Origin of the sequence: Haemophilus sp. HN_Hi08, from assembly GCF_049824455.1 — a bacterium.
In the GTDB taxonomy this organism is placed as follows: Bacteria; Pseudomonadota; Gammaproteobacteria; order Enterobacterales; family Pasteurellaceae; genus Haemophilus; species Haemophilus influenzae_D.
This window is the reverse complement of the sequence record NZ_CP187493.1, coordinates 701274-713562: the sequence shown is the minus strand read 5'-3', so window position 1 is coordinate 713562 and position 12289 is coordinate 701274. Positions and strand designations below refer to the sequence as shown.

Annotated in this window: 12 protein-coding genes and 2 tRNA genes; 5 read left to right on the top strand and 9 right to left on the bottom strand. The window is 37.9% G+C overall.

Annotated elements, in window-relative coordinates; genetic code table 11:
• Positions 1-40: 40 nt before the first annotated feature.
• The 9 genes from trmJ to ybgC all read right to left on the bottom strand — a co-directional run bounded on the left by trmJ (position 41) and on the right by ybgC (position 5798).
• Positions 41-766, bottom strand: coding sequence for a tRNA (cytosine(32)/uridine(32)-2'-O)-methyltransferase TrmJ (gene trmJ / locus ACPT8O_RS03580; RefSeq protein ID WP_021035654.1), 726 nt, complete (start codon positions 764-766; stop codon positions 41-43).
• A 113-nt stretch (positions 767-879) separates the two neighbouring features.
• Positions 880-955 (bottom strand) — tRNA-Lys (locus tag ACPT8O_RS03575).
• Between the two features lie 23 nt (positions 956-978).
• Positions 979-1054, bottom strand: a tRNA-Lys gene (locus ACPT8O_RS03570).
• A 154-nt stretch (positions 1055-1208) separates the two neighbouring features.
• The gene (gene pal / locus ACPT8O_RS03565; RefSeq protein ID WP_005669131.1) at positions 1209-1670 is read right to left on the bottom strand and encodes a peptidoglycan-associated lipoprotein Pal; all 462 of its coding nucleotides are present in this window, start codon (positions 1668-1670) and stop codon (positions 1209-1211) included.
• Positions 1671-1693: 23 nt separating this feature from the next.
• Positions 1694-2977, bottom strand: coding sequence for a Tol-Pal system beta propeller repeat protein TolB (gene tolB, locus ACPT8O_RS03560; protein WP_041175377.1), 1284 nt, complete (start codon positions 2975-2977; stop codon positions 1694-1696).
• A gap of 41 nt (positions 2978-3018) precedes the next feature.
• On the bottom strand, positions 3019-4179 hold the full coding sequence (gene tolA / locus ACPT8O_RS03555) for a cell envelope integrity protein TolA (protein ID WP_021035656.1): 1161 nt from the start codon (positions 4177-4179) through the stop codon (positions 3019-3021).
• Positions 4180-4194: 15 nt separating this feature from the next.
• Positions 4195-4614, bottom strand: a complete 420-nt coding sequence (gene tolR / locus ACPT8O_RS03550; protein ID WP_005649190.1) for a colicin uptake protein TolR — start codon at positions 4612-4614, stop codon at positions 4195-4197.
• 70 nt (positions 4615-4684) lie between these two features.
• A complete protein-coding gene (tolQ, locus tag ACPT8O_RS03545; RefSeq protein ID WP_425613343.1) occupies positions 4685-5371 on the bottom strand; it encodes a protein TolQ in 687 nt (228 codons plus the stop codon).
• Positions 5372-5387: 16 nt separating this feature from the next.
• Entirely contained in the window at positions 5388-5798 is a 411-nt protein-coding gene (gene ybgC / locus ACPT8O_RS03540; RefSeq protein WP_005656389.1) for a tol-pal system-associated acyl-CoA thioesterase, read from the bottom strand.
• Positions 5799-6123: 325 nt separating this feature from the next.
• Here ybgC and ACPT8O_RS03535 point away from each other — a divergent pair, with 325 nt between their 5' ends.
• The 5 genes from ACPT8O_RS03535 to rnd are packed head-to-tail and all read left to right on the top strand — an operon-like array spanning position 6124 to position 12275.
• Positions 6124-8046: an ATP-dependent DNA helicase gene (locus tag ACPT8O_RS03535; protein WP_021035659.1), complete on the top strand. Its 1923-nt coding sequence runs from the start codon at positions 6124-6126 to the stop codon at positions 8044-8046.
• Positions 8047-8059: 13 nt separating this feature from the next.
• Positions 8060-8770 carry a tRNA (adenosine(37)-N6)-threonylcarbamoyltransferase complex dimerization subunit type 1 TsaB gene (tsaB, locus tag ACPT8O_RS03530; RefSeq protein ID WP_021035660.1) on the top strand — a complete coding sequence of 237 codons (711 nt, stop codon included), beginning with the start codon at positions 8060-8062 and terminating at the stop codon, positions 8768-8770.
• 24 nt (positions 8771-8794) lie between these two features.
• The gene (locus ACPT8O_RS03525; protein ID WP_021035661.1) at positions 8795-9346 is read left to right on the top strand and encodes a Slp family lipoprotein; all 552 of its coding nucleotides are present in this window, start codon (positions 8795-8797) and stop codon (positions 9344-9346) included.
• Positions 9347-9388: 42 nt separating this feature from the next.
• Positions 9389-11077 (top strand): long-chain-fatty-acid--CoA ligase FadD, encoded by a 1689-nt coding sequence (gene fadD / locus ACPT8O_RS03520; protein WP_021035662.1) that lies wholly within the window; start codon positions 9389-9391, stop codon positions 11075-11077.
• 55 nt (positions 11078-11132) lie between these two features.
• Positions 11133-12275 (top strand): ribonuclease D, encoded by a 1143-nt coding sequence (gene rnd / locus ACPT8O_RS03515; protein ID WP_021035663.1) that lies wholly within the window; start codon positions 11133-11135, stop codon positions 12273-12275.
• The last annotated feature ends 14 nt before the right edge of the window (positions 12276-12289 follow it).

The window sequence follows — 12289 nt, the reverse complement described above, 5'->3', positions numbered from 1 at the left end:
AAAATTAATGGTGCAATACTTACATATCTGACTAATTGAGTCAATTATCCTCATTTGTTAAATCAATTCGTTTTTCAACCGCACTTAGCATGCCATTTAAAATATTTAATTCGTTTTTCTCTAATTTCGCACGATAGTATAAACGCTTTAATTTACGCATAACTCCTTGATTTTGAACAAATCCAAGAGATTGATATATACGTTCTGTGTGGTCAAAAAAATAAGCTAACTGATCTGCTGTTGGATAGTTTTTCTCTATTAAAGAAAGTGAATTTTTCTTATTATTTTGAACTAAGAAAGCCATACGCAATTCATAACTTACCAACTGCACAGCCATTGCTAAATTTAAAGAAGAATAATCAGGATTAGCTGGAATATTCAAATGATAATGACATTTCAACAATTCTTCATTGGTTAATCCAATACGTTCACGACCAAACACAATAGCTATCTTGCCTTTATGTGCGATCACTTTATCTGCACATTCTCTCGGCTCAATTAAGGTATTTTGCAAATGACGTAAACGCGCACTTGTTCCAATAACTAACGAACAATTTTTTACTGCATCATCAAAACTATTTACAATCATTGCATTTTTGACTATATCCTCCGCACCTGCAGAAAGTGCATAAGATTGCTCGTCAATAGATTTTGGCGATACAAGACAAAGTTGATTCAATCCCATCGTTTTCATTGCTCTAGCCGCAGAACCAATATTACCGCTATGAGAAGTTTCAATTAAAACAATACGAATATTTTCCAACATAATGATGCCCGACTAAAATTTAGGGATATTCTACCATAATAACCGCTAAAAATAGTCAAGAATTTAAGTAAATTAAAGAAATTTAAATTAGAGATGAAGAATAGAAATAAGAATGGTAGGTTGTGAGAGGCTCGAACTCTCGACCGACGGATTAAGAGTCCGCTGCTCTACCAACTGAGCTAACAACCCAACTGGACAACTAAATCAGAGAGTGGTGGGTCGTGAAGGATTCGAACCTTCGACCAACGGATTAAAAGTCCGCTGCTCTACCGACTGAGCTAACGACCCACTGTGTCGATGAGTTAATGATAACGCATTTATTTTAGAATCAAAAGAATAAATTCATTCTTTCAAGCTAATTGGTTAAATTACAAACGATGAAAACAAAACAGGATCCAATAAAAAATGGATCCTGTTTTTCAAGTATTAGAAATACCAAGAATTAGTACGCTAACACTGCACGACGGTTTTTAGAATATGCAGCTTCATCGTGACCTAATACTGCAGGTTTTTCTTCACCGTAAGATACTGTGCCTAATTTACCAGCATCAACACCTTTACCAGTTAAATAACCTTTAACTGCATCTGCACGACGTTGACCTAATGCGATGTTGTATTCTGGTGTACCACGTTCATCAGTATTACCTTCTACTAATACTTTAGCAGCTGGCGTTGCATTTAAATATGCTGCGTGCGCATCTAAGATTTGAACGTATTCACCGGTGATGTCGTATTTATCAAAACCAAAATATACGGTGTTGTAACGTTGTTGAAGATCAGCAACAGAGTATCCGCCAAAAGTTTGAGCAGCACCATTGCCTGCAGCATCGTTGTTAGAGGAACTACAAGCCGCTAATGCAGCTACAGAACCTGCAACTAATAATGATTTAACAAATTTGTTCATTAGATTTCTCCTAAATGAGTTTTTTATTTAGTTAAGTATGGAGACCAAGCTGGAAATTTCACTTGGCCATCACTTCCTGGAAGGCTCGCCTTAAAGCGACCATCTGCAGAAACCAATTGTAGCACCTTTCCTAAGCCCTGTGTAGAACTATAAATAATCATAATTCCATTTGGAGAAAGGCTTGGGCTTTCGCCTAGAAAAGATGTACTAAGTACCTCTGAAACGCCCGTTGTGAGATCTTGTTTAACTACATTATTGTTACCATTAATCATCACAAGTGTTTTTCCATCTGCACTAATTTGTGCGCTACCGCGACCACCCACTGCGGTTACGCTACCACCGTTTGCATCCATTCGATAAACCTGTGGCGAGCCACTTCTATCGGATGTAAATAAAATTGAATTTCCGTCTGGCGACCACGCTGGTTCAGTATTATTACCCGCACCACTCGTCAATTGAGTAGGCGTACCGCCATTTGCTCCCATAACGTAAATATTCAGAACGCCATCACGAGAAGAAGCAAAAGCTAAACGAGAACCATCTGGCGAAAAGGCTGGCGCGCCATTATGCCCTTGAAAAGATGCCACTACTTTACGCGTACCAGAATTCAAATCCTGTACAACAAGTTGTGATTTTTTATTTTCAAACGATACATAAGCCAAACGCTGGCCGTCTGGAGACCAAGCTGGAGACATAATTGGTTGAGCACTACGATTGACGATAAATTGATTATAGCCATCATAATCTGCTACACGAACTTCATAAGGTTGCGAACCGCCATTTTTTTGCACAACATAAGCGATACGAGTTCTAAAGGCACCACGGATCCCAGTTAATTTTTCAAAAACTTCATCACTCACAGTATGCGCACCATAGCGTAACCATTTATTTGTCACCGTATAGCTATTTTGCATTAATACAGCCCCTGGCGTACCTGATGCACCAACCGTATCAATTAATTGATAAGTAATACTATAACCGTTACCCGATGGAATCACTTGTCCAATTACAATTGCGTCAATTCCAATATTCGACCAAGCTTCAGGATTTACTTCAGCTGCTGAAGTTGGGTGTTGAGGCATTTGAGACACTGCAATAGGATTAAACTTACCACTGTTACGTAAATCATCTGCAACAATTTTACTAATATCTTCTGGTGCAGAACCAACAAATGGTACGACAGCTATAGGGCGCGCACCATCAACCCCTTCATCAATGACAATGCGTACTTCATCACCAGCGAATACATTATGAGTAATAGCAAGTATAATCGCGAATACGCCCACTAAATGTTTTAATAATTTCATTTTGTTACCTTTAAAATTTAACAATAAATTTTTATAAAGAATTATCGAATATCAAAGTCAATAATTGGCGATTTATATTTTTCATAAATTTCATCTGATGGCGCAGCTGGAACTTTTTTCGTTCTAGCCACCGCACTTAATGCCGCTGAACAAATATCATCAGGGCCTGAAATTTTTTGATAGCCCAAGATCGTGCCATCTCGACCTAATTGAATTTTAATACGACAAACCTTTCCTGCAAAACTTGGATCTTTTAAGAAACGACGTTGAATCTCTTTCTTAATTACGCCTGCGTATTGATCCCCAACCTTACCACCATCGCCAGAGCCAAGTGCAGCACCGCTACCTTGAGTTCCACCTTTATTAGTGTTTCCCCCTTTAGATGCACTGCCGCCACCAACATCCCCGCCGTTAAAGAAATCATCTAGGCTTGCTTGATCTGCTTTACGTTTTGCTTCCGCAGCGGCTTTCGCTTTAGCTTCTGCATCAGCTTTTGCTTTTGCCTCAGCTTCAGCCTTTGCTTTAGCTTCTGCTTTCGCTTTTGCCTCAGCTTCAGCCTTTGCTTTAGCTTCAGCAGCGGCTTTTGCCTTGGCTTCGGCTTCTAGTTTCGCCTTAGCTTCCGCCTCTTGTTTTGCTTTTTGAGCAGCAATTTCTGCTGCTTTCGCTTTAGCCTCTTCTTCAGCTTGTTTTGCCGCAGCAGCTAAACGTTTAGCCTCTGCATCTGCTTTTAATTTTGCAGCTTCAGCAGCTTGTTTAGCCCTAGCCTCTTCAGCTTGCTTCTGTTTTTCCAACGCTTCTTGACGAGCTTGCTCTTGTTGTTTTTTGATTTCTTGCTGACGTTGCTGTTCTTGCTGACGTTGTTGTTCTTGCTGACGTTTTAACTCTTCTTGTCGTTGAACTTCTTGTTGATGCTTAATCTCTTCTTGATTAGGCTCAGGTGGTTTTTCTTCCACAACAGGTTCTGGGCGTTTTTGTTTATCCGCTTGCCCTTTTTTTTGTTGTTGAATACGCCCCCATTCCTGAGCAGCCGTACCCGTATCAACAATCACTGCCCCTATTGCATCTCCTTCACCTTCTCCACCACCCATAATTTCAACGGTGTGATAAAGTGAACTTAAAATCAATAAGCCAAACAAGATAAAGTGCAAAAGGATAGAAATAGCAAAAGCATTGATTCCTTTCTTTTGTCGATTATTTTGCACGTGTTACCTACTTAGCTAAATGGGATTTGTCATTAAACCTACAGATTTAATGCCTGCAAGATGAAGTAAATTCAATGCCTTAATCACTTCTTCATAAGGCACTTCTTTAGCTCCGCCTACTAAAAATAGTGTATTATTATCCTTATCAAATTCCTGTCTAGATAATTGAGTAACCATTTCTTCTGTTAAACCTTCTTGACGTTCTCCGCCAATAGAAATCGCATATTTCCCAATACCTGCAACTTCAAGAATTACAGGCACTTTATCTTCATTAGAAACCTCTTGGCTTTGCACAGAATCAGGCAATTCAACTTGAACGCTTTGACTAATAATAGGGGCGGTTGCCATAAAAATTAACACTAAAACTAAAAGCACATCTAAAAAAGGCACAATATTAATTTCAGATTTAATTGCTTTACGCTGACGACGAGCCATATATTCCTCTAAAATTTTAACTTATTTTTACCGCACTTTTTCTTTAAAGTGCGGTCAATTTTCCCTATTTTTAGTGAGGGGCTTTACCAAAGGCTTGACGGTGTAAAATCGTCGTAAATTCATCAATAAAGTTAACGTAATCTTGCTCAATTGCGTTCACTCGTAAGCTTAAACGGTTATAAGCCATTACCGCTGGAATTGCGGCAAATAAACCAATTGCAGTGGCAACCAAGGCCTCGGCGATACCCGGTGCTACCATCTGTAATGTTGCTTGTTTTGCACCACTTAATGCCATAAAAGCGTGCATAATTCCCCAAACAGTACCAAATAAACCAATATAAGGGCTAACAGATGCCACTGTGGCTAAGAATGGAACTCGATTTTCCAAGCTTTCAATCTCACGGTTCATCGCAAGATTCATCGCGCGCGTTGTGCCTTTAATAATCGCTTCAGGAGCGTCTGGATTTACTTGTTTTAAACGTGAAAATTCTTTAAATCCCACGCAAAAAATTTGTTCGCTTCCCGTTAATCCATCGCGACGATTAGATAGCCCTTCATAAAGTTTATTTAAATCTTCTCCTGACCAAAAACGATCTTCAAATGTATGCGCTTCTTTTAAGGCATTCGTTAAAATACGGCTACATTGAATGATAATTGCCCAAGATATGATTGAGAAAGAAATCAAAATCACAATTACCAGTTGCACAACAATACTTGCTTTTAGAAAAAGATCTAAAAAATTCAATTCTGCAGTCATTGCATACTCCGAAAAGTTATTTTAAGTGATTAAATGCAGCTTTAACTTCTTTGGGAAGCGCCACAGGTTTCATCTTGCCTAGATCAACACAGGCTACTTTAACAGTAGCCTTTGATAACATCAGGGTGTTGCGCATCAGTCTCTGTTCAAAAAGGATTGTAGCCCCTTTTACCTCTGAAACTTCTGTTTCCACCATAAGTAAATCATCCAATTTTGCTGCCACGCAATAATCAATGGCGAGTGATTTGACAACAAATGCGAGTTGTTGTTCCTCTAGTAAGGTTTGTTGCGTAAAATTTAATATACGCAAATATTCTGTTCTTGCTCGTTCAAAAAAATGCAAATAACGAGCGTGATACACCACACCACCTGCATCAGTATCTTCATAATACACACGAACAGGAAAAGAAAAGCAATTTCCCAGCATATTCTTACCCGATTGATTGCAATAAACCATGTATTCTAGAACCAGTTTTTGGGATAAGCAAGATATCTATGAAAAAACTCAATAAGATTTTATTCATTTTAAAACATCCAAAATTTTTACCGCACTTTTAGCCTGACTAGCAAAAGATAAGGTAATGGCAAATCATTTTTAACCTTTTGAATTGAGCAAAAACCATTCAAAGCATAACCGTTCTTTAAAAATAGCCTCTATGTAATCTTAAACCAGCAGTATTTTTATTCTTGATATTTAGCGTTTCTATGCGACAATCTTAACGGTTATTGACTTTAAAAATATGTTTTACTAAATGGATTACGAAAATCAAATTGCCAATATTTTCTCACTAAATGGCGAATTAAGCCAAAATATCAAAGGTTTTCGTCCTCGAACTGAACAACTTGAAATGGCATATGCTGTTGGTAAAGCAATTCAAAATAAATCTTCCCTTGTTATTGAAGCAGGAACGGGTACAGGAAAAACCTTTGCATATCTTGCGCCTGCTTTAGTTTTTGGTAAAAAAACCATTATTTCTACAGGATCTAAAAATCTTCAAGATCAGCTTTTTAATCGAGATCTGCCTGCTATTAAAAAAGCCCTTAATTTCACGGGAAAAATTGCGTTGCTAAAAGGTCGAGCAAACTATCTTTGTTTAGAGCGTTTAGATCAAGTAATTGCTCAAGGTGTGCTTGGCGATAAGTCTGTTTTAGCTGAACTAAGTAAAGTACGAAAATGGAACAATAGTACTAAAACAGGCGATTTCACAGAATGTATTGAGCTTGCAGAAGATAGTCCTATTATTCCACAACTGACGAGTACGGCGGAAAGCTGTTTAGGAACAGATTGTCCTAATTATTCAGAATGTTATGTGGCAAATGCACGTAAAAAAGCATTAAATGCTGATTTGGTTGTGGTTAATCATCACTTATTTTTTGCAGATATGGCTGTGAAAGAAAGTGGTTTTGGCGAACTTATTCCAAATGCAGAAGTGATTATTTTTGACGAAGCTCATCAGTTACCAGATATTGCCAGTCAATATTTTGGTCAATCTTTAACATCACGCCAGCTTTTTGATTTATGCAAAGATATTAATATTGTCTATCGCACAGAACTCAAAGATATGCAACAGCTTGGCACAACATCTGATACCTTACTGAAGGTTGTACAAGATTTTCGCTTATTACTGGGTAATGGGAGTAATGTTCGAGGAAATTGGCGTGAGCTTTACAGGCAAAGTGCGGTGAAAAAAGCCTTTGAATTATTACAAGAGAAAATAGATTTTTTAGCTGAGGTAATTAAATTATCGCTTGGTCGTTCTCAAACTTTAGACAGTATTTTTGAGCGTGTTGAATCCATTAAAATTCAGCTTAAGCGTTTATCTGAAACAAATATTGTGGGTTATTGTTATTGGTATGAAGGAAATGGTCGCCAGTTTGGTTTACATATTACGCCATTGACAGTAGCAGATAAATTTGGTGCTCAGCTTGAAGCGAAAGAAGCCGCTTGGATATTCACATCTGCGACATTAGAAGTGGGGGGAACTTTTAATCATTTCTGCCAACGTTTAGGCATTGAAAACGCGACACAAAAAATTTTATATAGTCCCTTTAATTATCCTGAACAATCTTTGCTTTGTGTGCCTCGATATTTGCCAAATACTAATCAAGTGAATACATTAAATTCACTAGGCGAAATGTTATTACCCGTGATTGAAGCAAACAAAGGGCGTTGCTTTGTTCTTTGCACTTCTTATTCAATGATGCGTGGTTTAGCAGAATACTTCCGTGAAAAAAGTCATCTTTCGATTTTATTACAAGGCGAAACCTCAAAAGGCAAATTACTCGAGCAATTTATAAAAGAAACGCATAGCGTTTTGGTGGCAACTTCTAGCTTTTGGGAAGGTGTAGATGTACGCGGCGATGCACTTTCTTTAGTCATTATTGATAAACTTCCTTTTACTGCGCCAGATGAACCTTTGTTGAAAGCTCGCATTGAGGATTGTCGTTTACAAGGTGGCGATCCATTCAACGACATTCAAATTCCTGAAGCGGTAATTGCCTTGAAACAAGGCGTAGGACGTTTAATTCGTGATGTTACAGATCGTGGCGTTGTAATTATTTGTGATAATCGATTAGTAATGCGGAATTATGGCGAAACTTTTTTGAAAAGTTTACCTAACTCAAGTCGTACCCGTGATCTCAACAAAGTGATACAATTCTTACAAAATAAATAAACGAGAATAAATAATGCAAAATTTAACTTTATTGGCGTTGGACACTTCTACTGAAGCCTGTTCAGTCGCCTTATTTCATCGTGGCGAAAAAACACATATTAATGAACTTGCACAACGCACTCATACTAAACGAATTTTGCCTATGATTGATGAAATTTTGGCAAATTCGGGGGTCGGTTTAAATCAAGTTGATGCGCTTGCCTTTGGGCGTGGCCCAGGTAGTTTTACTGGAGTTCGTGTTGGTGCTGGGATTGCACAAGGTTTAGCGTTTGGGGCGGGTTTACCTGTGATTCCAGTTTCAAATTTAACCGCAATGGCACAGGCGGCATTTGAATTACATCAAGCAGAAAATGTTGTTGCCGCAATTGATGCCAGAATGAATGAAGTCTATTTTTCTCAATTAGTGAGAGAAAAAGTGCGGTCAGATTTCGCAGAGTTTTTTCAATGGCGAGAAATCATTAGCGAACAAGTTTGTTCCCCAGAACAAGCAATTAACCAGCTTCAAAATGATAACGCATTTAGAGTTGGGACTGGTTGGGCTGCTTATTCTCAATTTACTGAAAAAAATCTAACTGGCTCAGATATAGAATTACCTAATGCCTTATATATGTTAGAACTTGCGCGAGTAGAATTTTTGCAAAAACGCACAATTTCAGCTTTAGAGATTAAACCGATTTATTTGCGAAACGAGGTTACTTGGAAAAAATTACCAGGACGTGAATAAGTTTAAATAATAGGAGAATAGAAAATGAAAGGAAAAATAACCTTATTTTTTACCGCACTTTGTTTCGGATTAACGGGCTGTATTGCACCACCAAAAGGGTTAGAAAAAGAGCGATTCTCTATTAATTCCTATCGCGAGATTTCTCCTCAGGATTTAACCTGCCATTGTAAAACGGTTCGACTTGGAGGAAAAATTGTCAATACTACCGTTTTAGCAAATCAAACAAAAATTGAAGTGTTAAGTTTACCCGTATCATCAATTTCAGGTAAACCATTTGTTGAATTTCAATCCGATGGTCGCTTTATCGTCTATTTCAACGGTTTTGTGGAGCCTGAAAATTTAAAAGAACGCTATATTACGGTGGGTGGTCAATTAGCAGGAACAGAGAAAGGCAAAATAGAACAAGCTGATTATACTTATCCTGTTGTTCAAGCGGATAAATACCGTATTTGGACACTCAGTACCATCTATGAGTATCCAACAGATGATTGGGATGAAGACGATGATTGGGGATTTTTTAGATGGAGACATCGCCCTTGGTATGTTCAGCCTGAAATTCACTATTATTTGAATTAAATGATAAAATCTTAAAGATTTTCCAACAAATTAGGATAAAAAATGGAAAAAATTTGGTTTCAAAATTATCCAGAAGGTTCTGAAAAATTTTTGGATACCTCAAAATATGAATCTATTTTGGATATGTTCGACAAAGCAGTGCGTGAACATCCAGATCGCCCCGCTTACATTAATATGGGGCAAGTACTTACTTTCCGTAAATTAGAAGAACGCAGTCGTGCATTTGCCGCGTATTTGCAAAATGAATTTAAACTTCAACGTGGCGATCGCGTGGCATTAATGATGCCAAATTTACTGCAATATCCCATCGCACTTTTTGGTATTTTGCGTGCTGGCTTAATTGCAGTAAATGTCAATCCTCTTTATACACCGAGAGAATTAGAACATCAGTTGCAAGATAGTGGTGCGGTGGCGATTGTCGTGGTATCAAATTTTGCTTCTACCTTAGAAAAAGTTGTTTTCAATACTAATGTCAAACACGTTATTCTTACCAGAATGGGCGATCAACTTTCATTTGGTAAACGTACTTTGGTTAATTTTGTTGTGAAATATGTGAAAAAACTCGTGCCGAAATACAAATTACCGCACGCAGTAACATTCCGTGAAGTATTGAGTATTGGTAAATATCGCCAATATGTTCGTCCAGAAATATCGCGTGAGGATTTAGCCTTTTTACAATACACAGGCGGCACAACAGGCGTGGCGAAAGGTGCAATGCTGACGCACGGAAATATTATAACCAATGTATTCCAAGCAAAATGGATTGCAGAGCCATTTATTGGCGATCATTCTCGCACTCGTTCAGCTATTTTAGCCTTGCCTCTTTATCACGTATTTGCCTTAACGGTAAACTGCTTATTATTTTTGGAATTAGGCGTCACGGCGATCTTAATTACTAATCCGAGAGATATTGAAGGATTTGTGAAAGAGTTGAAAAAATACCGTTTTGAAGCAATCACTGGTGTAAATACCTTATTTAATGCCTTGTTAAATAATGAAAATTTCAAAGAAGTTGATTTTTCTGCGTTGAAACTTTCTGTTGGTGGTGGTATGGCTATTCAACAGTCTGTAGCAACACGTTGGCACGAATTAACGGGCTGTAACATCATTGAAGGTTATGGAATGACGGAGTGTTCGCCATTGATCTCTGCTTGTCCGATTAATGTTGTGAAACATAATGGCACTATTGGTGTGCCAGTGCCAAATACAGATATAAAAATCATTAAAGATGATGGCTCTGATGCAAAAATTGGCGAAGCTGGCGAATTATGGGTGAAAGGCGATCAAGTAATGCGAGGTTATTGGCAACGACCTGAAGCAACCAGTGAAGTGTTAAAAGACGGTTGGATGGCAACTGGCGATATTGTCATTATGGATGAATCATATAGTTTACGCATTGTGGATCGTAAAAAAGATATGATTTTGGTTTCTGGCTTTAATGTCTATCCAAATGAAATTGAAGATGTCGTTATGCTGAATTACAAAGTGGCTGAGGCTGTGGCAATTGGTGTTCCTCACGCAGTTTCTGGCGAAACGATAAAAATCTTTGTGGTGAAAAAGGACGATAGTTTAACTCGTGATGAACTTCGCAACCATTGTCGTCAATATCTCACAGGCTATAAAGTGCCAAAAGAAATTGAGTTCCGAGACGAACTACCAAAAACTAATGTTGGCAAGATTTTACGTCGGGTTTTACGCGATGAAGAGATCGCAAAACGTCCAAAACATTAATGTCAAAATGGGATAGCAATATCCCATTTTTGTTCTTTTCAAATAAAAAATCACTATGATAAAAGAATGTCAAAATCCACCGCACTTTACAGTCATTACGGATAATACTTCGCTATTGGAAATTTGTAATTTGGCTCAGCAGCAAAGTGCGGTCGCCTTAGATACTGAATTTATGCGTGTTTCCACTTATTTTCCTAAGTTGGGATTAATCCAACTTTATGATGGCGAGCGCGTCTCTTTAATTGATCCTTTAGCGATTACGGATTTTTCGCCTTTTGTCGCATTGTTATCCAACCCTAAGGTATTAAAAATCTTACATTCTTGTAGTGAAGATTTATTGGTTTTCTTACAAGAATTTGATCAGCTTCCACGCCCAATGATTGATACGCAAATTATGGCACGCTTTATTGGGCTGGGCACATCAGCAGGCTTGGCAAAATTAGCACAACAATACTTAAATGTAGAAATCGATAAAGGTGCAACTCGCACCAATTGGATTAAACGCCCCCTTTCTGATATTCAACTTCAGTATGCCGCAGGCGATGTTTGGTATTTGTTACCGCTTTATCATATTCTTGAAAAAGAGTTAGCGAAAACACCTTGGGAACAAGCAGTAAGAGATGATTGCGAACTGGCTCTTGCTAAAACACATAAATTACAAGAGCGAGATTCAGAAAAAGCGTATTTAGATATTCCAAATGCTTGGAAATTAAATCCATTTGAATTGTCTCGTTTAAGAATTTTGGCTCAGTGGCGACAAAACGTCGCAATAGAGCGTGATTTAGCACTTTCTTATATTGTGAAATCCGATAATCTTTGGAAAGTGGCAAAAAATAATCCACGTAATACATCTGAAATGTTGGAAATGGGATTAACTGAAAATGAAGTACGCGTGCGTGGTAAAAAGATTTTACAATTACTTGCTCAAGTAAGACGTGTTTCGCCTAATGATTACCCAAAACCTATTGAACGTATTTCTGAAGATCCTCGTTATAAAAAAACAATTCGATTGTTACAAGAAAAAGTGAATAGCTTAACACCAGCAGGTTTATCCCCTGAAATTGTTGCGAGTAAACGCACTTTGGATGAATTAATTAAATGGGTTTGGAAATATGATTGTTCTCAAGATAAACTACCAGAATTGCTGATTGGATGGCGAAAACCTATTGGTGAGAAGTTAGTTGATGAACTTAGGTAAATATAAAAAAGCGT